We start from the raw sequence: 21,899 nt of genomic DNA on the forward strand, positions 1-21,899 counted from the left end.
GCAGGATGGAAGGTGGCTCAAACCACGACGACGCTGGCCACAATCTCCGCTGCAAGGCCAGGAATCTTCGCGAGCGTCCGGGCCGGAGTGTCACGGAGGGCCGGGACATGCAGGGTGTTTTCGCCAAGGCTTTGGAGCAGGCGATCAAGGGCCTGGCCAAATGCACTGACGGCGGCGTTCTCCTCATCGGCGTCATGGCGCAGGCCGTTGAGCAGCGCCACGTGCTCATAGCGCTGCAGCCATTCGCTGGCGCGGGGACGGTAGCGCTCAATGATGAGCCGCATGAGGCTCTCTGCGGAGCGGGGTTCGGCTTCGCGCAGCACCTGATACATGAGGCAGCGTGCGACATCCGCCGCAGCAGTGATCAGGCCGGGCTCATTCACGCCGATCTGGTCGTGGGCAAGGCTGCGATGGCGGTGCTCGAAATGAAAGCCCAGATCCACCTGGCACGACTGCTCAGCAGGCAGATGGCGGAAGGCTTCACTGAGAATGGCAATTTCCAAGCCCCAGCCACCGGGGAGGCTGAAGTTTTCCAGAGCCTGCATGTCGGCGGCAAATTCACCCGAAAGAGGGTAACGGAAGCTGTCCAGATGTTCGAGCAGCGGCTTCGAACCCAGGACGTCCCGGCAGGCCTGGATCAGGGGAAAGATCAGCAGGCGTGTCACCCGGCCATACAAGCGGTCCGACACACGGCTGTAGTAGCCTTTGGCGAAACGATAGCCCATGCGGGGGTGCAGGAGCGGGTAGCAGAGCCGCCACAGAAGATCACGGCTGTAGTTCAGGATGTCTGTGTCATGGCTGACGATGACGCCGTTAAAACCGCGGGCATGCAGATAGGCGATGCCCATCCAGATGTTTGAGCCTTTTCCCGCATGGGGGCCGGCGAGTCCGGCCTGGTCCATGCGCTGATAGACTTGGGAGAGCTGAGGCCCGTCATTCCAAAGCAGGTGGGCGGTTTTGCCACGCAGATTTTTGCGGATCAGCACGAGGGCACGTTCGAGTTCGGCAGCGTCCATGCCATTCATGCTCAGGATCACCTCGGAGATGTGAGCAGCCTGGGAGACCTCCTCCAGAATGCGAGGGAGGGCGGGGCGTTCGCACTCGGCATAGAGCGCAGGCAGCAGCAGGGCCACCGGTTTGTCCCGCTCCCAGTCCAGCATCTCAGTTTCACGGGCGGAACTGTCCGCATGAGCGAGGTGGTGGAGAGTGGGCACGCGCGCGTGCTGATAAAAATCTGCCATGGAGATTGGGGAAGCCCTCAATTACACAGGCCCAGCGGGGCGTGAAACGAAAATGTTCAAATCTGCACGGTGCTGCTGCCGTCTGCGTGATGCTTTTCGGAGTTGTCTTCATCCGTTCCATTGAGCGCCAGCGTCTCTGCCTCGGGGTCGATTTCCACGGTTTCCGCCTCGATCTCGATCTCCTGCCGCCATTTGCGGGAGACCCAAGGGCGCACCAGACCATACATGAGGTAGCTCACAAAGAGCACCGCGGGCATCCAGTGCCAGTTCATCACGGTGAAGGCGATGACGAAGATGGTGACCAGGACCCAGTGAAAGGAGCGCTTGGTGCGCCAGTTTACGGCCTTGAAGCTGGGGTATTCCAGATTGCTCACCATCAGGTAGGAGAGCAGCGCCATCAGGCCAGCCAGCACATACTTCCAGTTTCCGATCTCTTTTTCGTTGCTGTCCAGCCAGATGATCAGCAGCGTTAAAGAGGAGATCACACCTGCTGCTGCCGGGATGGGGCAGCCGCGGAAGCCCTTCATGCTGCTCTTCACATCCGCCGCAGCGAGGCAGTTGAACCGCGCCAGCCGCATGGCCCCGCACACCAGATACACACATGAAATCAGCCAGCCCAGCCCTTTGGGGGTGTCGATTTCTTTCAGCACGATGTCGTGCACCAGCAATGCCGGAGCCACGCCAAAAGACACAATGTCTGCAAGTGAATCCAGCTCCCGCCCAAACGGGCTCTCTGTGCCGCCCATGCGCGCCACGCGGCCGTCCAGCGCATCAAACAAGCAGGCCAGCAGGATGAAAACGATGGCATAGTGGTAGTGCTGATTCATCGCCAGGTGGCGGCCGTCAAAAATTTCCAGGATCGCGACGAAGCCGCAGAGAATATTCCCTGCCGTCATCAGCGTGGGCAGGACGGGGATGCGGGGCTCGTGTTGTTCAGACATGGCGGGAAGGTGAATGCAGAATGTCGAATGTCGAGTCGAGAGAATCGAGACAGATGACCACGGGGACCCGAAGGGTGAGCTGAGCGAATCAAGGGCGAAATGGGGGCACGAGGTGTCGGGCGCGGGCTTGCATTGGGTGGTTTTGCCGTTATGGCATGGCTCACGCGCGCGAAATGGCTGGAATGAACCTCCGGTACCTCCAGTTCCTGCGATGTGTGTTTTGAACTGATCGTTTTCCCACCATGCCCACTGTTGAACTTCCTCCGCTGTCCGGAGACATGACCATGAGCCAGGTGCTCCAGGCCTACCCTGGGGCGCAGCGGGCTTTGTTTGCGCGCTACCACATCGGTGGCTGCCGCAGCTGTGGTTTTCAGCCGGGCGAGACGCTGGCGCAGGTGTGCGAGCGGAATGAAAATATCCCCGTGGCGGAAGCTGTGGCGCACATTCAGGAGAGCCATCAGGGCGATGCCTCGCTGCAGATCTCTCCGCAGGAGCTGGAAGTGCTGCTGCGCAACAAGCCGGATCTTGTACTGCTGGACGTGCGCACGCGGGAAGAGCATGAGGCCGTGAAGCTGCCGGGTGCACGTCTGCTGACTCAGGAGCTGGTGCAGGAGATTTTCACCAGCGGTGACAAGACGCAGACGGTGGTGCTGTATGACCACACTGGCTCGCGCTCGCTGGATGCGGCGGCGTATTTCATCGGCCATGGGTTTGGTGAAACGAAATGCCTCACGGGCGGGATCGACGCCTACAGCAGTGAGGTTGATCCAAGCCTGCCGCGCTATCGTATCGAAATTGAAGATTGAAACACGACCATGGACGAAGCCGCACTCCAGCAAGCCCTCACGGACACCCAAAATCTGGGCGAAATGCCCGACGCCGATGCCGTGGGCACGGTGGGAAGTCCTGACTGTGGCGACATGGTGCGCCTGTGGATCAAATACAAAGAGAAGGACGGCAGGAAGGTCATCGACAAGGCCAGCTTTCAGAGCTTCGGCTGCCAGACTGCCATTGCGGTGGCCAGCATCGCCACAGAATTGATTCGTGGCAAAACGAAGGAGGAAGCGCTCTCCATGTCCGCCGAGGAGCTTAGCAAGCCTCTGGGGCCGCTGCCGCCCATGAAGATCCACTGCGGCCAGATGGTGGAAGGCGCGTTGCGTGCCGCACTGGAGGCCGAAAACAAACCGGCTAGTGCCGCTGCTGCTCCTGTTGTGTCCGACCAATCCGGCACTTTGGCCGATGCTCTTAGTGCCGCAGGTAAAACGCAGGGCAAAATCAAGATCGTCCTCACGAGCTAGTCTTTACATTTTTTTCATTCTCATTTCATCCATGCACTCCTCCCTTGAACTCAAACGCGAAGTCGATGCCGTACAGATTCCCAGTGGTGATCTGATCAAACTGCCGCTCGGCATGAAGGTCATCATCACGCAATCGCTTGGCGGCACCTACACGGTGGCCACGGACTTCGGTCTTGCCCGCATTCAGGCGGGTGATGTGGATGCCCTGGGAATTGATCCCGAAGCCAGCAAGAAGGAGCAGGACAGCAGTTCCTCAAACATTCCCGGTGATGTCAGCGATCTTGAAGGCCAGGTGTGGAACCAGCTCAAAAATGTCTATGATCCGGAAATTCCGGTCAACATCGTCGATCTGGGCCTTGTTTATGACTGCAAGGTGGAAGCCGATGCCGAAGGCAAAAACAAAGCCATCGTGAAGATGACGCTCACCGCCCCCGGCTGTGGCATGGGCCCGACGATTGCCGCCGATGCTCAGAGCCGCATCATGACCATCGAGGACATGGACGATGCCGCCGTCGAACTCGTCTGGGATCCGGCGTGGAATCAGGGGATGATCAGCATCGAGGGAAAGATGAAGCTGGGGATGATCTAAGGAGCGGTTCTGACCGCATTCATCTGCCTGAGCCGCCTGCCGCTTCCAAGACGCAGCGAAAGCCATCGCAGCGCCAGCGGCGTGTGGAAGGCTGGTTGCCGCGAAAAGAGGAGAGGAGGGGCTGTGGCGCGCTGCTGCCCCAGGAGGCCCCACGCAGGACGTGATCTTTGTGTGCCTGGTTGTAGAAGTCCTCACACCATTCCCATAGGCTGCCACCGAGATCGTAAATGCCGGCGGCATTGGGAGGGAAGCTCATCACGGGCGCTGTGATGGCAAAGCCGTCGGTGTAACCGGCGATGATCTTCTCGGCGGGAATTTGAGTTTTGCAGTCCGTATCGGCGTAGTTGCCCGCGCCCTTCGTCGGAGGCCATTCGGTGCCCCAGGGATAGACGCCGGGGATTTTGCCGCTCAGTTTCTCGGGCTCGATGCCAGCGGGCTCCTGATCTCCGATGCCAACGGCCAGGCTCCATTCCCGATCGGTGGGCAGACGATACACGCGGCCCTCTTTCTGGCTGAGCCAGGCGCAGAATGCCTTCGCGTCATCCCAGCTCACGTTGGCGACGGGATGATTGTCCTCCGCCCTGGCAGAGAGGCTGCCGAGCCGTGTGTCTTTCCAGGAGGTGTCCGCCTGCGGAGTGGCTGAAGCATAGGCCGCGTAGTCGGAGCGCCGCGTTTCATGGACGCACATCGAAATCCGGGTGCCGGGCAGTGGCACGAATTTCATGCCGAGGCTGTTGATGAACGCCGGTGCACCGCCAGTCTCGGCCTGCGCTGAGGCTTTCTTGAAATCAAAATCCTTCACCGCTTCTGCTGCGAGGGTGGAGATGCGGTGGTGGAGTTGATAGACAGCGGGGCGGGTGTCTTTGGAGGGGGCCACGTAGCGGTTGCAGAGGAAGATCACGAAGGTTTTGGAAAAGGGATCGATCCAGAGCATCTGCCCGGTCCAGCCGGTGTGGCCGTAGCCGCCGATGGGGAAGAGGGCGCCGCGGGACAGTGAGTAGTCGTGCGGCGGGGTGCGGTAGGGGGTGTCGATGTCCCAGCCGAGGGCGCGGCGTACGGGCAGGTTTTTGGCATCGGGACTCGTCAGGCCGGCGGGGCTTTGCACGCTGGTCATCAGCCTGACGGTTTCGGGTTTGAGGACACGTGCGCCATCGAGTTCGCCAAGGTTCAGCATCATGCGGGCAAAGCGGGCCATGTCCGCCGTGGTGGTGAAGAGGGAGGCATGCGCCGAGACGCCCCCGGCGAGCCGGGCCACGGTGTCATCCACCAATCCGCGCTCCGGGGCACTGGAGGGGGAGACACGTTTCAACTGGTCGCCGCTGGGTCGAAAGACGGTGTCGTTCATTCGCAATGGGCGGAAGATTTCAGCGGTGCAGAATTCGTCAAACTTCCTGCCGGTCACGCGTTCGATCACTCCACCAAGGAGCATGGTGCCGACACTGCTGTAGGAAAACTGGGAGCCGGGCTCAAACAGCAGTTTCGTGTGGCAGATCTGAGCGATGGCTTCGCCGTGCGTAGTGAAGGGCTGTGTTTTGGGGTTGAGATTTACGGGCAGGCCCGAGGAGTGGAGCAGCAGGTGGCGGAGGGTGATTTTCTCGCGCCCTTCGCCGGTGAACTCTGGCAGGTACTGCGACACGGGTGCATCGAGCTTGAACAATCCGCGCTCGATGCAGAGCATCGCCGCGCTGGCGGCTGCCATGACCTTGGTGATGGAGGCCAGATCAAAGAGAGTGTCCTCGGTCATCGCCTCAGCCACGGGCTTCAGCGCGCGCTGGCCATAAGCTTTGTGGTAGGCCTCACCGTGGCTCTCCACCCACAGGGAGGCGCCGAGGATCGTTGAATTATTCACGGCCTGCTGGATGGTGGCATCCAGTTCATTGAGTTTTTCAACTCGCAGCGCGGTTTTGGGCGGTTCTGCCGCAAATGCATGACCGGCTGCCCAAAAGGCGGCCAGAGGGAGGGCGATGAATGTCAGGAGGTGTTTCACTTCGCTTTTGACGGCAGCAGCTTGATGATCTCGCCGGCGACTTGCGCACCCTGCATGGCCTTGCCTTCCGGCTTGTAGTGCAGCCCGTCGGAGCAGCACTCGGGATGTGGCAGCATGAGTGCGTAAAGATCGTCCACGGGGATGCCTTCCTTTACCATCACTTCGGCGCCGATCCGGTTCCGTTCCTTCACATGTTCGTTGCGCGCGTCGAGCTGCTCGAATTTGCCATTCACATGGGATGGTGTGCTGCTGGCCCAAATGAGCTTTGCCTTTGGCGCGAGCTTGCGGAGATGAGTGAGCATCTGCGGCAGAAATTCGGCATACTCCTTCTCACTGACCGCGCCGATGCCGTGCAGGCCGTTGTTGAAGTGAATCACGTCAAAGGTCTCTGCGCCCAGCACGGCGGCAATTTCGGCATGCAGAACGGGATCTCCAACACAGCGCGAGGTGGCGAGGCGCGTGACATAGGCCTTGCCGGTGAGCTGCTTCTCAACGTCGGGTCCGTAGCCCTGAGTCACGGAGTCGCCGATGAGCAGCACGCGCGGCAGGTCGTGCTTGTCGGCGTTCGGCATCCAGATGTTGCACCACTCGGTGCCTTCGCGAGGCACGACGCGGTCGGCGGCGGTGGTGAAGGTGGCAAGGGCAAGGAAAAGAAGGGCGAGTTTCATGAATCAGACTCCGGCGATGATCTTGTTGAGGCGGTCGTTGAATTCGGGCAGGGGCAGGCCGTTGTCTTCAACCGTGATCCAGCCGTTGTAACCGACATCGTCGAGGGCCTGACGCATTTTCGGCCAGTCGATGCTGCCATCCCGCGGATGCACGAACTTGCCGCTGTGGTTGTCCGGCGCGAGGGCGTAGTCCTTGATGTGGATCTTCTTGATGAGGCCGCCCAGCGTGTGGATCCAGTCGTGCACAGGGACGAGATACTTCACATGGTTGCCCACGTCGTAGTAGGCCTTCACAAACGGGTGGTTGAAGGATGCAACGAAGTTTTTGTACAGGTCCGGACGCACCCAGAGGTTGTTCCAGACGTTCTCGATGCCGATGATCACGTTGAGTTTCTCGGCCAGCGGAATGAGCTTCGTCACCTGCTCCTTCGAACCGTCGGTCGATTTGTTTTGCAACGCGATGTAGCGCTCAAACGGCGTGTTGTCGCCCTTCACCACGCGGCTGACGTGGCCGGTCTTCTCGTCGAACTCGATGTCGAATTCCCAGGGCTGCGGCATCTTCACGGTGGGCCCACCGACGCGGCAGGGGACGAGCAGGATTGTCTCGGCTCCGAGCCAGCTGGCCGTGCGCAGGGCTTTCTCCGTCACCTCGTAGCTTGCGGCGACCTGTCCCGGATCATCGCTGTTGAACTCCGCCCACCCGCGCAGCACGGAATGCACCTTCAAACCGATGCTTTCGACGAGTTCACGCGCCTTTCTGGCCTCCGTTTCGTCATCAAAAAGATGCGAAACCTCCACGCCGTCGAAGCCGGCCTCTTTGAGCTCACGCAGCGCTTTTTCCTCCGGCTTGCCGATGATCTTGGCCTTCTGGATCGCCGTTTTGAAGGTTGCCGCATTCGATGAGGAAAGGAATGACAGCGAGGCGGCGCCAGCGGTGGCAAGGAATTGACGACGGGACGGGGAGAAAGCGGTTGGTTTCATCGGAGAGCCAAACGGGTCCGGAGCACGGTATGTTGCCGTGCATGCGGCAGGAAAGCGCAAATGCTCGGCGCATCAGAACTCAAGAATCGAGTGCTGGCGAAAGTGGTGAAGTGCCCGGCTTCTTGGTAAAAGAACCTCATGAAGCATCTTGTTTCGCTCAATTTGAGAGCGGTGGAGTCGCTGAGATTTTGACCTTCCTTGCGTGCTACGAGCGAGGATGATGAGCAGCCCTTAGCTTTGCGCAGGGGATTTTTCGTCTCCTTGAGGAGACGAAGAATGGCGGACAGGGAGGGATTCGAACCCTCGGTACCGATTAAGGTACACACGCTTTCCAGGCGTGCTCGTTAGACCACTCTGACACCTGTCCAAATTCTTGCTCCGACAAAAGGAGAGCGCGGATAGTGGCGCAGTCGGAGAGACAGGCAAGCGATTTTGCCTGATGATTTGTCTTTAGTTGGCTGGCTGCTCCGACTTCTTCCAAGCATGCACGACGTATGTAGAGGCAGAGGAGCCTAAAGCGGCGACGGCCTGCTCCTTGGTCAGGGCGGGGGATGAGGAGGTGACGGTGACTTTTTGGGTGCCCGGTTTGTCGCCAGGAACAATCTGCACCTTGGATACACCTTCGAGCTTGGTGAAGGAGGCCGTGACGTGGTCTTTGCAGCCGGCGCAGACCATGCCGGTCATCTCGGCGATGTAGTTGACGGGGGAGTCTCCAGCCATGGCTGGCAGGGTGAGGAAGGCCAAAAGGGCGAAAAAGAAGGCTGGGCGTGTCATAATCGAAGGGGGTGTAAACAGATATACGATGCCTTTGTGCATCCAAGTCCAAGTTTGTGCAGGGATGAAACGTTGGTAGGTGGAATTTTTTCAGATAAAGATTTTTCCTGCACCCATCCGCGTTTTGCCTTGTTTACTTTTCCGACCATGAAATTGACTCAAATCCTGCCTCTGCTGGCCTTGATGCTGGCATCTCCTGCCAGCGGACAAACTCCTGCTGCTGAACCTGAGAAACCCGAAAGCAAGGCGATCCTCACGCCAGCTCAGACTGAGCACATTCTCAAGGAACTGGAAAAGGTGGAGGCGCAGATTGGCAAGGGCAGGGGATCCGTCTTTGGTGCGGCCATGGCGAAGTTCCGTGAGGGAATGGCCAGCCCGGCGGCTGCTCTGGCGCTGTATCTGGACTGCTACAAGCTGGAGCACTTTGATCGAAAGAATTTGAAGCAGGCAGATTTCATGGATTGGAAGAACAAGAATGAGGCCAATCTGAAGGATGAGGATTTCAAGCGGGCCCTGTGGCTGCAGCTTGAGTACCTCGTGCTGACAATTCAGGCGCAGGAGATCGATGAACCGAGTAAAATGGCGCCGATTGTCACTTCGGTGCAGGCCTTTTTGGGCAAGGCTATCACGGCCGTGCAGGGAGCCACCACGCATTCGGCTTCCGGGGCGGTGGCTGACAAGGACGCAAAGGGTGGTGGCCAAGGGGGCGGTGGCGGGCGCAGAGGTGGTGGAGGCGGTGGTGGCGCACCCGCTGGAGACATCATGGGAACCCTGCGGCAGTCCGTGGCAAATTCAGAATTTGCCAGGGCTTACTCGCTGGAAGATTTTTTGAAGCGGAAAGAATGGGAGTATCAGCCGCTGAATGTCAGGGGCATTTATTCCAACATTGTTTTCCCCTATTATCTGGCGGAAAAGCCCACCGACCTGCCTGCCCAGTGGGATTCACGGATCAGTGCGGAGGTGGCCATGCAAAAAGCCATCAAAAGTGAAACCGAATTCAATGAATTCTATAAAGATGCGGGCCCGCGCATGATCTGGGAAAAGGACAATTACCTGGTGCAGAACAATGTCACTCCAGTCGTTGCGCTGGCAGACATGCTGAAGGTGATCCAGACCTACCCGAGCCATCCGGATGCCCTGGGCTGGCTGAAGGAATTTCGTGAACTGGTCAAAGAAGTCTCCGAGCCAACTGCTGAAACGGCGCCGGTGGAAAAACCCGTGGGATCGCAGTAGCAGAATCGCCCCAGATGACCCGCTGGCTTGCATCGGTGCTCCGCAGCTTTGGTCCTGCGCTGTCGGGATTGGTCTGGGCGCTGAAAACGCAGCGCAATCTGCAGGTGCATGGCCTCGCCACGTTGCTGGTGGGGGGCTTTGGCATCTGGCTGCAGCTGGCGGCCTGGGAGTGGTGTGTGGTGCTGCTGGCGGTGGGGCTGGTATGGGCGGCAGAACTGCTGAATACGGCGATCGAGGTGCTCGCGGATCGGGTGAGCAAGGAGCGTGAGGAACCCATTCGACTGGTCAAGGATGCGGCGGCTGCGGCGGTGCTGGTGGCGGCGCTTGCGGCGCTGGGAGTGGGGTTGGTGGTCTTTTTGCCGAAACTCTGGCACTTGCTTTGAGAATATTCCGCCGCCGCCTTGACGCAGCGAAGCACACTTCTATGATGCGAGGCTTTCACGCACCCCCCAAACTTTTACCGAATTCATCCCGATGGCCATTCTCGTTGAAACTGACACCCGCATTCTTGTTCAAGGTATCACCGGAGATTTCGGCTCGCGCCACGCGAAGGCGTCGATCGACTACGGCACACAGCTGGTGGCTGGCGTGACCCCGGGCAAAGGTGGGCAGGTTTTTGAGCACAGTGGCAAGAAGGTGCCGGTGTTTGACACCGTGGCTGAAGCCGCCCGTGAAACCGGCGCTACTGTGAGCGTGATCTTTGTGCCGCCTCCGTTCGCAGCTGATGCAATCCTCGAAGGCGTGGATGCGGGGCTGGACCTCGTGGTGGCGATTACCGAAGGCATTCCGGTCAATGACATGATCAAGGTCAAAGCCGCCATGAAAGGCAGCAAGACGCGCCTTATCGGCCCGAACTGCCCCGGTCTTGTGACTCCAGGCTTCGGCGACAAATCTCACGGCGGCTGCCGCATCGGCATTGCTCCAGGGTACATCCACAAGCGCGGCAACGTCGGTGTTGTCAGCCGTTCCGGTACGCTCACATATGAGGCCGTGTGGCAGCTTACGACGCGTGGTTACGGTCAGAGCACCTGCGTTGGCATTGGTGGTGATCCGGTGAATGGCACCAACCACCTCGATGTGCTCAAGATGTTCAACGATGATCCTGAGACCGAAGCCATTATCATGATCGGTGAAATCGGTGGCAATGCCGAAGTCGAAGCGGGTCTCTGGGCCAAGGACAACTGCAAGAAGCCAATCGCCGCCTTCATTGCGGGAGCCACAGCGCCTCCAGGACGCCGCATGGGTCACGCCGGTGCCATCATTGGTGGTGCAGACGACACTGCTGCTGCCAAGAAGAAGATCCTCGCGGAGTGCGGCATTGCCGTGTCCGACTCACCTGCTGACATGGCTTCCACGCTGCTGAAGCGCTGGGGCAAGGCATGATCTGAGATCAGAAGCAATGTGATGCGTCACCGACAGTGGTGACCGATGATAAGCAAAGCCATCAGCGTGAGCTGATGGCTGTTGTTTTTGTCATGGCCACGCTGGGATCTGTCAGCGGATAGAACCTCGCCGTCTCTCTGGTGATGGTGGCCGTTTTGGGTCTTTCTTCATGATCATCGATTGAGATGCAGGCGCAGGCTGCCAGTGATATGAAGACAGCAACAGCTTCCAGAATAGGATGTGATTTCATAACATCTCTTCTTCGTTGGCGTCGGGCCAGTCGCGTGTATCCAAAATCGGCCTTGGCCATGCCTTCGGCTTCAAATCACCGCCGGCGTATATTTCAAAATCGCGTCAGGAGCCGGCATGAGACCGTGTCCCATGCCGGCCCGATAAGGGGAGGCTAGCGGCAATCGCAGTCGCTGTCGCAGTTTTCCGTCATGTAGCGTTTGATCGCTTCCTGGGATTCTCCGGTGCGCTTCTGGATGCGGCCAATGAGTTCATCCGTCTTTCCTTCAGCAAACTGGAGGTCCGTCATCTGTCAGATTGGCCCATGCGCTAGTAAGAGGCGAAATTGAAGGTTATTCCGGAGCAACGACAGCGCCGCTTCAGTTCATCTGAAGCCACCTTCAACCAGCATCATTTGAAGTGGAGGCAGTCTCAGTTCCAGAAATGGAACCACTGGTTAAGCCATCCAACAACGGCGGCGATGGAGCCGAGGACGAGTGTGCCTTCGGTGAGCATGCGCAGACGCTCACCGCGGCGTGCGCGTTGTTTGGCGATGGGGATGCGACGATGACGTGGGGCGGGGGAGGCCTGCTCCATGGGCGGCACCATGTTGACATTTGCCAGACGACGCTGGCGTTCAATGCGTGGAGCTGCCGTGATGAAACATTCCAAGCGATGAATCTGACTGTTCAGTTCATCCGAGCGCTTGGTCAGGCTGCGTGATTTGCGCTGGGGCGATGCCTCTTCCTTCAAGGCCTGTACGGGCTTTGGGCGGCGTGAGCGGACTTTGCGATTGCCAGAAAACAGAGCCATAAGGATGAGAGGTGAGGGGTTCGCTAAATCAGAACATCAGACGAATCAGGACGATGGCGACGATCACCGTGCCCATGAGAGGGAGGGTGAAGGCAAAGCCACGGCGCATCCAAGTCTTCAGGTCATCGGCATGAGAGCCGAAAGCGGGCATTGCAACAGGTGCGTTGGCATCGTCGAGATTGATCGGTCCACCTGCGGATACACCTTCCTGCGGGCCCATGGCGTGCAGACGGCGGATGCCTTTGGCATAGTCGCCTTCGGCATCGTCAATAGCAGCCAGAGCGCCGTCGAGCTCTTCGCTGACCTGGGAGCGGTGCCATTTTTCAGGCTGGAGCGATTTCAAAATTTCCTGATGGCGGCGGAATTCGTCGTGAATGGCGGCGAGGTCCTCGACACGTTTCTGGGCGTCGTAGAGTTCACGCTCGACCAAACTGGCTGAACGGGTGATTTTTTCGACGAGATCACGCTTTCCGGCGACGAACCGTTCCTGCTTGATGCGCAGTGCTTCAAGGTGCTGCTTCTGGCGTTCGATTTCCTCCTGCTGACGCCGGAGTTCCTGCAACTGCTCCTGAGCGGCTTTCACTTTGGAATCGACATTCTCCAGGGAAGAGGCAACAGCGTGGCCATCCATGAATTCGGGAGCATCTTCAAAAACGAGGAGATTATCCTCGTTGTAGCCGTTTGCAGAGGCGAGAGCGGGTGCTTTGCGGGTGATCATGGGAGTACTGGAAATTATTTCCAGTATCCAAATACTACAGTTGTCTTAAGTATTCCAGATTTTTCGTCTGCCGTTTGGCAAAAAAATATGGAATGCCTCCAAAAGCCACGGTTAGCACAGCCAGTCCAGCCAAGGCGGCCAGTTCGATTTTGCCGTTATAGCCCACCATGGCCACGGCATCCTGTCTGAGGTTCTGCCAGGAAGGGATCAGCAGAAGGATCATTCCGCCTACGATGTAAACAAAGCTGGCGATCAGGCAGACTGTGCCGCCAAAGCCTGAGACGATGCGCGCTGGATTTGACTCCCGGAAATTGGGAACCAGAGCGCCGAGAGAAAGCGCCAGAGAGGTGAGACCGTAGCTCAGCAAGAGAATCGAAGCACTGAAAAACAGAATGCGCTGCCCCGGCAGGCCGAGTGAGATGCCCGAGACTACGACGAGCGTGATCATGACAAGGGCCAGCACGCTGGCGCTAAGGCGCAGCTTCAAGGCCAGTACACGATGGAGGGGCAGGGGTGAGAGCCCTAAAATCCACAGCCTCTGCCCTTCCAGGCTGAACTGCGGATAGATGAAACGAGTTGTCAGGGTGGAGAGTGCAAGGCAGCAAACCAGCAAGTTTAAATGACTCACGATGGTGATCCAAAACGGACTCTGCAGGTCGTAGCCCAGCTTGCGCAGGTTCATGGAATAGATGAGGAGCAGGCCAAAGATGATCGACGACTGCCCCCACTGCACGGGTTCGCGCAAAAACGTGCGGACTTCCTTCACGAGCAGCGCAAAGGAGGCGCGATCAAGCGCCAGCATACGGCGCAGCCATTGGCCCAGGCGCCCAGTTTTGGCGCGAGACATGGGTGCTCTGACCTTGCTGGAGACTCCGGGGACTGCGCTCATGATGCGATTCCAAGCGGGATAATAGAAGGCGCTCGCGATTCGGGTCGTGATCAGAATGCTCATCAGGGCGTTGGCCAGGAGCACCAGGTTGAAGAACATGGTGCGCTCAAAGGTGCCGCGTCCGGCGGCCTGAATGGTTTCAGCCACCCATGAGCTGGGCAAAAGCGGATGCATGCAGATCTCGGTGTGCCGCAGGATCTGGTTCAAGCTCGCGCTAAGGTCGCCCGAGTTCAGGGACTCGACACTGGAATGCCAGATGGGCAGGGTTCGGATCAGCAGCAGAACGAGGACTGCGAGCAAGGGCTTCCACATCCAGCGTTTGGCCCAGAGCACGAGGGCGATCAGCAGCCATGTCGAAACGTTTGCGGCGATCGTCACCAGAGCCAGCACGGCAGGCAGCACCACCAGCATGAATCTGGCATCCGCCTTGTAGGTCTGGGCCAGGGCCAGCAGGATGGGGGTGGTAAGCAGCAGCAGTCCCCAGCTTGCCAGCAGCATGCCCTCCAAGGTCTTCCACAGCACCAGGCTGCGAGGCGGCAGGGGCAGGGCGATCTGCCATTCCATGTCCTTTCGCCGGAACAAGCTCATGCCGGTGATGGTGGCATTGGAGATGACCAGCATCACGAAGAAGAAAAAGAAGAGCAGAAACACCAGGCGCTCCGTGAGCAGCGGGCCGATGAGGGGCAGCTTCATCATGAAATCCAGCCCACGGCCAACCAGAAGGTAGGCGGTGAGGCTGTACAGCCCGAGGAACGCGCCAACCGTCACGCTGAGTAGGCGGTTTTCGCGCATGCCAAAGCGCAGCTTGTGCCGCAACATTCGGCCATGGGTGCGGGCCAGCAGCCATGTGGCGGATGAGGTGGTCATGCCGCGAAGGCCACGTTATTTGTTTCCAAGCGCATTTTGCTCAATCACGTTGTCTTTGCCGCCGACAATGCTGAGAGAGGGCTCTTTGCTGCGCTGTTCGCCTTCGCGGTCATCGCGGATGAGGTTTCCGGTGATCATGCTGTTGGTCACCTGTTCCAGGCGGAGGCCCGTGCCATCGGAATCCAGAATGCTGTTGTGGGAGACCTGCAACCGGTTGCAGGATTCGATGTCTACTGCGGCACGCTGCTTCCACACGCCGCTGATGACGTTGTTGCTCAAGATGCTGTCGGTGCAGCGCTGGAAGACGACGCCGTTTTTCTCGGCGTTGTCGTTGCCGTTCACGAGGTAGCGCGGGTTGCGGTCAAAGTTGTTTCCAGTGACGACGATGTTGTCACTGTCCGTTACGACGAGGTCGTGCTGAAAGCCTTCCCAGAAGGTGTTGCCGGTGATTGTCACCCCCCGTGAATGCTGAATCTCCACATTGACCTGCACATCGCTGAACACATTGGCGGTGATGGTCACATTGCCTTCGCGGGTGTGCTCGCGACCGGCGCGGCGCAGGAGGGATGGATCCGTGCCGGAACCGATGATGCGGATGTTGGCTGAATCCGGTGACTTGTGGGTGTGCTGCAGGGTGCAGCCGGTGATGGCGACCTCGCCGATGGAGCCGCCGCGTGAGTCGAGCATCACATTGGCGCTGGGTGGGCCGTCCTTGGCGTGATTGCCTTCGATGTCGCAGGTGCCGATGTGAAGATTGCGAACGTTGCCGCCCACGGATACGACACCGCCGCCGCCGTTGTAACTGATGTGGCTGCCCACGATGTTTGACTGGTGTAGGTTCACATTATCATAAAAAACGCCGATGCCGGTGTTGTGGTAGAAGTGACAGGCCGAGATCAGCACGTTGCGGTTGCGGGTGGAAAGATGCACGGCGTGCCGGCATTCACGAATGACGACGCGGCTTAGCGTGATCTGCATCGTGCCCGTGGCTTCGATGCCATCAGCTTCGGCATCCGCCCCGACGATTTCGATGCCTTCCACCATGGGCGTGCGCTGGCTTTCCCAAACATCCGGCTTGAATGAATCTGGCGCCGCCGAACCTTCATGCGTGCCCACGAAATGAAGCGCCGGCCCGTCGCCTGCCATGATCAACCGCACGGTGCCGTCTCCTGTGAGCGCGGCGAAGCCGGTCTTTGTCAGATCGATTTTCACGGTTTGGGTCAGCAGATAGGTGCCTTTGGGAAGTTTTACACTGCCCACAGTATCAAAGAGGTGTTGAATCGCCGCTGTATCGTCTGTCTTGCCGTCACCCACGGGCTGCTGGCCCATTGCCATAGTTGCTGCTGCAAGCAGCAGGAGAAAAGATTTCGAGAACATTTGTGCAGCCTAGCTGCCAGCCGGGGATTTCGTCAATTTGAAGCTGTGGGGGTGTTGAGAAATCTCATTGCTCTGCAATCAATTGAAACCCATGCCTTCTGCGCCACGTATCGGACAGGCTGATTTTAATCCAACATCCTATGAACCCCACCGCTCGCATTCTTGCTCTCATTGTCGGCTTGAGCACCACTTCCGCTTTCGCGCAGGCAGATCTGTCTGAAGCTTTCCTGCCGATGTTCATGCCATTGCCCGCCGAGGTTGCCTCCCCAACCAACGAACTCACGGAAGCAAAGATCAACCTTGGTCGCCAGCTCTACTTTGAAACCCGCATCTCCAAAGGCGGTAAGATGTCCTGCAACTCCTGCCATGTGCTGGACAAATACGGCAATGACAACCTGCCCTTCTCTCCCGGCCATGAGGGCAAGCTTGGCGGACGTAGTTCTCCTTCGGTTTACAATGCAGCCCTGCACATCGCCCAGTTCTGGGATGGTCGTGCTCCGAGTGTGGAAGAGCAGGCCAAAGGCCCTGTGCTCAATCCTGTCGAAATGGGTGCGCCAGACGAGGCGTTCGTCATCAAAGTGCTGAAGAGCATGCCCGGCTATGTGGAAGGCTTCAAGGCCGCCTTCCCCGGCGAAGCAGATCCAGTGAACTACAACAACTTTGGCAAGGCCGTGGGCGCGTTTGAGCGCAAGCTGCTCACGCCTTCCAAATGGGACGCGTTCCTCAAGGGCAACAAGGATGCTCTCAGCGCCGAAGAGAAGAAGGGTTTTGCCACCTTTGCCAAAACTGGCTGCGTCACCTGCCACAACGGCGTCGGTGTCGGCGGCATGATGTATCAGAAGCTCGGCCTCGTGAAGGCCTGGCCTGATCTCAAGGACAATGGCCGTGCGGATGTCACCAAGAACGAAGGTGAGAAGGGCTTCTTCAAAGTTCCCAGCCTGCGCAACATCACCGAGACCGCCCCCTACCTGCACGACGGCTCCGTCAAGACGCTGGAAGAGATGGTCAAGAAGATGGCCGAGTACCAGTTGGGCAAGCAGCTCAGCGATGAGGAGACGACTTCCATCATCACCTTCCTCAAAGCCCTGAAAGGCGATCTGCCGACCGAATACATCAAGGCTCCGAAACTGCCTGAAAGCACTGCCGAGACCCCCAAGGCGTAAATAAAATACACCATTCTGAATCTTCTCATCAGCCGGGCTGCGAAGCCCGGCTGATTTGTTTTCAGCGCCTGCGTCTGACGAGCATGGCCCCCAGAGTCAGACCCAGCATAAGCAGGCGGGAGGGCTCCGGCACGATCATGACAATGGCGATGGTGCCGTTGGTTTTGAAACCGTTGATGTCCCAAAAGTAACCCGAGCCGGAAATGTCAGGCAGGTCGAGACCGCTCGCTTCGTCGCCGTTGCCGGTGAGATAACCGGTGAAGGTGAAGCGGCTGGCAAAGGCGGGAGAGGAAGAAAGCCCGGACCAGTCGAGCAGGTTGAAAACTTCCGTGGCGGTGGGTGTGAAGGCATCCGCTGTGACGGTGAGGTTGCCGTTGAACAAAAGTGTATTCGTGCCGGTGCCCACGATGTTGAGCAAGTCGGAGGTGCTGCCGGGATGAATGCCGAGAATGACCGTGCTGCCGGATTGAAAATCGATGGTGCCGGAACCGGACGCAGGTTGGAAAGTGAGCGTGCCGTAGTTGCTTTGAGCTGTGCCGTCTCCTGCCTGGACGGTGGAACCGCTGCTGGCGGTGAAAGCGGAGCCTTGAATGACACCGGTGCCACTCAGGGTGCCGAAATTTTGAACAATGACAGCTCCTGTGCCTGTGGTGCCCGAGCCACTGCTGCCGATTTGCAGCACGCCAGCGCTGACGGTCGTTGCTCCCGCGTAGATGTTGGCACCGGAGAGGATCTGTGTGCCAGCGCCGGTTTTAGTGAAAGCCAGAGTGCCGTCAGTGCCCGTTCCATCACCATTGCGCAGTGTGCCGCTGTAGGTTTGTGTTCCTGAGGCGACATTCGCGGTGAGCGTGCTCGTGGATGCACTGCCGGACTCGTTTTCCACAATGCCCGCGCCGCCTGTGCTGCTCAGTCCGCCAATGGTTTCGTTCTTGTTGTTGAGGCGGAAGATGCCAGCGTTGGCACCGCTGCCCTTGAAGGTGATGATGCTGGTGTCAGCAATCTGGTCGCTGTTGATGAGTTTCAGCATCGCGCTGGTGGTGCCGTCGCCGACGGTGATGTTGCCTGCAATGGCATTGAGGCCTGCAGTTTTCGAGAGATCGAGTTCACCGGCATTGACGCTGGAGGTGCCGGTGAAGGTATTGGCATCTGCGCCTGACAATGTGAGCGTGCCGAGGCCGTTTTTGACAAGGCCGCCCGAGGTGTTGACCGAGGTGGTTGCCGTTCCCAATACAGCTCCGCTGCCGCCGCCACCGAGCAAGGCCACAGTGGGCGTGGAAGTGTAGCCGACGCCTGGATTGCTGATGGTGATGCTGAGCAGTTTGCCATAGGTGGGGCTGGTGGGATCGAGGTCCACGGTGGCGAAGGCGGTGGCTCCGGAGCCACCGCCCCCGCTGATTTCCACATAAGGGGCGCCGTAGTAGCCGCTGCCGCCGTCGGTGACGGCAATGCGGGTGACTCCGTTTCCAGTGGGAGCTTTCAAGGCAATGGGGACGGTGATGTTGAAACCGTTTGTATTGATCACGGCTCCGCCATCGAAACTGCCGAAGGCGCCGTTGACGTAGGCGGTCAAAGTCCCCGTGCCACCTGTGCCGCTGACGGAAATGAACGCGGTGGTGCCAACTGATGCCTGCAACGTTCCACCGTTGAAATTGATGTAGGAATTGATGGCGGCGCCCGTGCCGTTGTAGTGGACAATCTGGTTGTTGATCAGTGTGCCTGCATTGAGGTTGAGAAAGGCGGTGCCCAGCGCTGTGTTGTTGTTCTGCTGGCCGATGGTGATCGTGAAACCGGCGTTGTTCACCAGGCCGCCCGCCATCGTCATGGCTCCCTGTGCCGTGGTGGTGGCGGTGGCCGCGCTGCCGCCGCTGCGGAACCCCAGGGCGATGGCGTCTCCGGTGCGAAGCACCTGGCCGCCGGTCACGGTGAACTCCCAGCGCTCATTGCGGAACATGATGTAGTTGGACGTGTTGAGCGTACCGCCGCTGACCTGCAGCACGGCAATGGAGGAGGTGGTGGTGCCATCCAGCGAATCCACGCGTTTGGTATTGATGGTGCCTGAGGACAAAAACAGGCCGCCATAGCCCGTGCCACCGAGGCCGATGCCGGACTGAGTGTTGGTCGTAGTGAGTGTGAGAGTGCCGCCGCTGATGACGGCAGATCCCTGGAAGCCTGCGCTGCTGCCAATGCCAAGGGTCACGGTGGAATAATCTGCGCCCGTGCTCAGCCGCAGCATTCCTGGAGTGGACACCGCTCCTACTGTGGTAAGTGCATTGCCAGTGGTCAAGGTTCCGGAGATTTCGAGGACGCCACTGGAGACGGTGATGTTGCCCGCAATGTTGACGCTGCCGCTCAGCAGCAGGTTGCCCATGCCCGTTTTGATGATGCCGATGGCCCCGCTGGTCGAGGTGATGGTGGAAGCAATGGTGAGATCGTGCGCGGCATTGAGGCTGTCATTGATGGCGAAAGTGCGTGTCACTGTGCCCAGATCGAGCGTGCCACCGGTGATCAGTGCTCCCAGAGGATTGTTGGTGCTGCCAACCGTGAGGGTGGTGCTTAATGTCAGCAATCCTCCGCTGCCGATGCTGATGGTGCCCTGGCTGGTCGCTCCTGATGTGGCATCATAGAAGTTGAGGGTTCCAGGCGTCCAACTGTAGCCGTTCAGCGACAGTGTGGCTGAGCCATTGGCGCCGGTGATAGTAAGGGCGGAGCTGGAGGAAAGGGCTCCATTGATGCCAAACTGCAGGGTGCCTTCATTGATGAGCGTGCTGCCCGTGTAGGTATTGACGCCGCTTAGCGTCTGTGTGCCTGCACCGCTTTTGATCAGGGAGAGCGTGCCGGCCAGCGTGCCATTGCGCAGCAGTCCGCTGAAATCCTGGGCCCCCGAGACTTTGAGCGTGAGTGTTGTGCTCGTGGCACTTTCATTTTCCACGATGCCAGCACCGCCCGTGCTGATGAGGCCACCGACGGTTTCAGCTTTGCCGTTGAGGCGAAAGATGCCTGCATTGCTGCTGGTGCCGATGAGCGTGATGACGCTGGTGTCAGCGATCTGGTCGCTGTTGATGAGTTTCAGAATGGCCGCAGTGGTGCCATTGCCGATGGTGATGGCGCCTGCGATGGCGTTGATGCCGGCGGTTTTGGAAAGATCCAGTTCACCCGCGTTGATGAGGGTCACGCCTGTGTAGGTGTTGGCGCCGGAGCCGGAGAGCGTCAGGATGCCGAGGCCGTTTTTGGTGAGGCCGCCGTCCGTGGCGTTGTCGCCGTTGATGCTGGAGTGGGTCAGCGCCCGTGCGATGCCGATGGCGAAGCCGTTGTTGTCGATGACCACGCCGCCATTGCGCACATTGACGGTGGTCAGGGCGGTGTCCAGCAGGCTGGTGATGGTGCCATTCGCCTTGATGGTGCCGCCGTTGAAATTGACAGTGGAAGCTCCCACCGTGCCGGCCGTGATGGTGCGGAGGGTCGCCAGGGTCCCGCCATCCAGACTGAGGGTGCCCGTGCCGGTCGGGTTTCCTGCGGTGTTGGAGCCGAGGAGAATGGTGCCGGTGGTGGTGCTGGTGTCGAGCAGGCCGGTGCCGGAAAGGGTTAGGATGCTGGCCCCACCGAGCTCTCCATTGGAGTAGCCTGCGCCGAGCCGAATCGCAACTGCAGGGCCAGCAACGCTGACGGTGCCGCCAGAGATGTTGAGAAAGCCGCCGGCAGTGTTTGCACCACGGCCCAGCACGAGCCCTGAGGAGGCCGTGCCCAGTGTAAGGGTGCCGCCGGTGACATTGACGGTGGCGCTGGTGCCTTCGCCGATCCGGAAGGTGGAGCCTGTGCCGGAGAGGTATTCGGTGCCTGAGAAGTTGGTGGTGCTGTTGCCTGAGAATGCCGTCTGGCCCAGCGGATTGGCTGCTGATGCCCCCAGCGTTCCGGTGACATTGAAAGTTCCACCGTTCACGGTTAATCCTCCGTTGTTAGAATAGGTCGTGCGGGTGTAATTGCCTGAGAGGTTGGTTGTGCCGCCGCTGACGGTCAGGTTTAACGCGTCAGTAATTGTGCCTTTGAGATTGAGCGTGCCAGTGCCTGATTTACTGATGTTAAAACCCCCGCCTGCGATGCTGTAGCCAGTGTCAAAGGTCAGATTACCCGAGCCGGAGAAAGACAGGCCGGCGGCCATGGTTAGATTCGACTGGATCAGCGACAGTGTGCCGGCATTGGTGACGATCACATTGCCGCCTAGGGTGAGGGTGTTTCCATTGCCCGCGAGGGTATAGCCGTCCACGCTGAATGTCAGACCGCCAGCGGTGAGCGCCTCGGTGAGCGTGACTGTGCCCGCCGTGCCTCCAAAGGAAGCAACGTCGTTGGTAGCATTGGTCCATGCCTGCATGGCGGTGGCGTTGGTCCAGAAGAGAGAGGTCGTATTCCAGTTTCCGTTGCCGCCTGTGCCGCCACCGAAGGTGCCGTCGGCATCCCAGAAGAGGGTGGCGGCCCATGAAAGCGAGGGCAGAAACAAAAGCGCAAGAAGAGGCGCACAGATGCACCTACGCCGTGTGGGGTGATCGACGGCAGAGAGGGATTGCATGGCAAGGGGTGGCATGATCCCTTTTTCCTAAGCATTCGCGAGACCATGGGAAGGTATCGCGCAGACCCTAAATAAGGCGAAGCTGACCCTTTTTGTGCATTTTGCTTTAGCAACTGGCAACTAGCGTCTGCGCCTTAGTATCCAGCGGGAGGACTCTGGCACGAAGACGATGGCAATGGTGCCATTTG

20 protein-coding genes and 1 tRNA gene are annotated in these 21,899 nt (G+C 59.0%); 7 read left to right on the top strand and 14 right to left on the bottom strand.

Features of this window, described 5'->3' with window-relative positions:
* Positions 1-17 precede the first annotated feature (17 nt).
* Together ACILSL_RS06230 and pssA are read right to left on the bottom strand one after the other, a co-directional pair.
* Positions 18-1,214: a hypothetical protein gene (locus ACILSL_RS06230; RefSeq protein WP_395731136.1), complete on the bottom strand. Its 1,197-nt coding sequence runs from the start codon at positions 1,212-1,214 to the stop codon at positions 18-20.
* An 83-nt stretch (positions 1,215-1,297) separates the two neighbouring features.
* Entirely contained in the window at positions 1,298-2,182 is an 885-nt protein-coding gene (gene pssA / locus ACILSL_RS06235; protein WP_395731137.1) for a CDP-diacylglycerol--serine O-phosphatidyltransferase, read from the bottom strand.
* 242 nt (positions 2,183-2,424) lie between these two features.
* On the opposite strand from pssA, the gene ACILSL_RS06240 reads away from it, so the two are divergent.
* From ACILSL_RS06240 to ACILSL_RS06250, 3 genes are read left to right on the top strand one after another with little or no spacing between them, the layout of a single operon-like run.
* On the top strand, positions 2,425-2,988 hold the full coding sequence (locus tag ACILSL_RS06240) for a rhodanese-like domain-containing protein (RefSeq protein WP_395731138.1): 564 nt from the start codon (positions 2,425-2,427) through the stop codon (positions 2,986-2,988).
* Positions 2,989-2,997: 9 nt separating this feature from the next.
* On the top strand, positions 2,998-3,480 hold the full coding sequence (locus tag ACILSL_RS06245; RefSeq protein ID WP_395731139.1) for an iron-sulfur cluster assembly scaffold protein: 483 nt from the start codon (positions 2,998-3,000) through the stop codon (positions 3,478-3,480).
* A gap of 31 nt (positions 3,481-3,511) precedes the next feature.
* Positions 3,512-4,069 carry an iron-sulfur cluster assembly protein gene (locus ACILSL_RS06250; protein WP_395731140.1) on the top strand — a complete coding sequence of 186 codons (558 nt, stop codon included), beginning with the start codon at positions 3,512-3,514 and terminating at the stop codon, positions 4,067-4,069.
* Positions 4,070-4,088: 19 nt separating this feature from the next.
* Here the strand turns inward: ACILSL_RS06250 and ACILSL_RS06255 are convergent, their stop codons facing one another.
* From ACILSL_RS06255 to ACILSL_RS06275, 5 genes are all read right to left on the bottom strand, one after another.
* Positions 4,089-6,056, bottom strand: a complete 1,968-nt coding sequence (locus ACILSL_RS06255) for a serine hydrolase (RefSeq protein ID WP_395731141.1) — start codon at positions 6,054-6,056, stop codon at positions 4,089-4,091.
* A complete protein-coding gene (locus tag ACILSL_RS06260; RefSeq protein WP_395731142.1) occupies positions 6,053-6,724 on the bottom strand; it encodes an SGNH/GDSL hydrolase family protein in 672 nt (223 codons plus the stop codon). Before ACILSL_RS06260 ends, ACILSL_RS06255 begins: the two co-directional genes overlap by 4 nt.
* A 3-nt stretch (positions 6,725-6,727) precedes the next feature.
* Positions 6,728-7,705, bottom strand: a complete 978-nt coding sequence (locus tag ACILSL_RS06265; protein ID WP_395731143.1) for a sugar phosphate isomerase/epimerase family protein — start codon at positions 7,703-7,705, stop codon at positions 6,728-6,730.
* A gap of 277 nt (positions 7,706-7,982) precedes the next feature.
* Positions 7,983-8,072: transfer RNA gene (locus ACILSL_RS06270), tRNA-Ser, on the bottom strand.
* 83 nt (positions 8,073-8,155) lie between these two features.
* The gene (locus ACILSL_RS06275) at positions 8,156-8,479 is read right to left on the bottom strand and encodes a heavy-metal-associated domain-containing protein (protein ID WP_395731144.1); all 324 of its coding nucleotides are present in this window, start codon (positions 8,477-8,479) and stop codon (positions 8,156-8,158) included.
* 147 nt (positions 8,480-8,626) lie between these two features.
* Here ACILSL_RS06275 and ACILSL_RS06280 point away from each other — a divergent pair, with 147 nt between their 5' ends.
* The 3 genes from ACILSL_RS06280 to sucD all read left to right on the top strand — a co-directional run bounded on the left by ACILSL_RS06280 (position 8,627) and on the right by sucD (position 11,095).
* Complete coding sequence (locus ACILSL_RS06280) at positions 8,627-9,712, top strand: hypothetical protein (protein ID WP_395731145.1); 1,086 nt, start codon at positions 8,627-8,629, stop codon at positions 9,710-9,712.
* A gap of 14 nt (positions 9,713-9,726) precedes the next feature.
* Complete coding sequence (locus tag ACILSL_RS06285; protein ID WP_395731146.1) at positions 9,727-10,095, top strand: diacylglycerol kinase family protein; 369 nt, start codon at positions 9,727-9,729, stop codon at positions 10,093-10,095.
* A 91-nt stretch (positions 10,096-10,186) separates the two neighbouring features.
* Complete coding sequence (gene sucD, locus ACILSL_RS06290; RefSeq protein ID WP_395731147.1) at positions 10,187-11,095, top strand: succinate--CoA ligase subunit alpha; 909 nt, start codon at positions 10,187-10,189, stop codon at positions 11,093-11,095.
* Between the two features lie 61 nt (positions 11,096-11,156).
* On the opposite strand, the gene ACILSL_RS06295 is transcribed toward sucD, so the two are convergent.
* From ACILSL_RS06295 to ACILSL_RS06320, 6 genes are all read right to left on the bottom strand, one after another.
* Positions 11,157-11,405 carry a hypothetical protein gene (locus ACILSL_RS06295; RefSeq protein WP_395731148.1) on the bottom strand — a complete coding sequence of 83 codons (249 nt, stop codon included), beginning with the start codon at positions 11,403-11,405 and terminating at the stop codon, positions 11,157-11,159.
* A 93-nt stretch (positions 11,406-11,498) separates the two neighbouring features.
* Positions 11,499-11,633 carry a hypothetical protein gene (locus ACILSL_RS06300; RefSeq protein ID WP_395731149.1) on the bottom strand — a complete coding sequence of 45 codons (135 nt, stop codon included), beginning with the start codon at positions 11,631-11,633 and terminating at the stop codon, positions 11,499-11,501.
* A 122-nt stretch (positions 11,634-11,755) separates the two neighbouring features.
* Positions 11,756-12,136 carry a hypothetical protein gene (locus ACILSL_RS06305; protein WP_395731150.1) on the bottom strand — a complete coding sequence of 127 codons (381 nt, stop codon included), beginning with the start codon at positions 12,134-12,136 and terminating at the stop codon, positions 11,756-11,758.
* A gap of 28 nt (positions 12,137-12,164) precedes the next feature.
* The gene (locus tag ACILSL_RS06310; RefSeq protein ID WP_395731151.1) at positions 12,165-12,854 is read right to left on the bottom strand and encodes a hypothetical protein; all 690 of its coding nucleotides are present in this window, start codon (positions 12,852-12,854) and stop codon (positions 12,165-12,167) included.
* A gap of 34 nt (positions 12,855-12,888) precedes the next feature.
* On the bottom strand, positions 12,889-14,610 hold the full coding sequence (locus ACILSL_RS06315) for a putative ABC transporter permease subunit (RefSeq protein WP_395731152.1): 1,722 nt from the start codon (positions 14,608-14,610) through the stop codon (positions 12,889-12,891).
* Between the two features lie 15 nt (positions 14,611-14,625).
* Complete coding sequence (locus ACILSL_RS06320; RefSeq protein ID WP_395731153.1) at positions 14,626-15,987, bottom strand: right-handed parallel beta-helix repeat-containing protein; 1,362 nt, start codon at positions 15,985-15,987, stop codon at positions 14,626-14,628.
* Positions 15,988-16,127: 140 nt separating this feature from the next.
* On the opposite strand from ACILSL_RS06320, the gene ACILSL_RS06325 reads away from it, so the two are divergent.
* The gene (locus ACILSL_RS06325) at positions 16,128-17,150 is read left to right on the top strand and encodes a cytochrome-c peroxidase (RefSeq protein WP_395731154.1); all 1,023 of its coding nucleotides are present in this window, start codon (positions 16,128-16,130) and stop codon (positions 17,148-17,150) included.
* 61 nt (positions 17,151-17,211) lie between these two features.
* Here the strand turns inward: ACILSL_RS06325 and ACILSL_RS06330 are convergent, their stop codons facing one another.
* The gene (locus tag ACILSL_RS06330) at positions 17,212-21,711 is read right to left on the bottom strand and encodes an autotransporter-associated beta strand repeat-containing protein (RefSeq protein ID WP_395731155.1); all 4,500 of its coding nucleotides are present in this window, start codon (positions 21,709-21,711) and stop codon (positions 17,212-17,214) included.
* Positions 21,712-21,899: the final 188 nt, after the last annotated feature.

It is taken from the genome of Prosthecobacter sp., assembly GCF_044222345.1.
Lineage (GTDB): Bacteria > Verrucomicrobiota > Verrucomicrobiia > Verrucomicrobiales > Verrucomicrobiaceae > Prosthecobacter.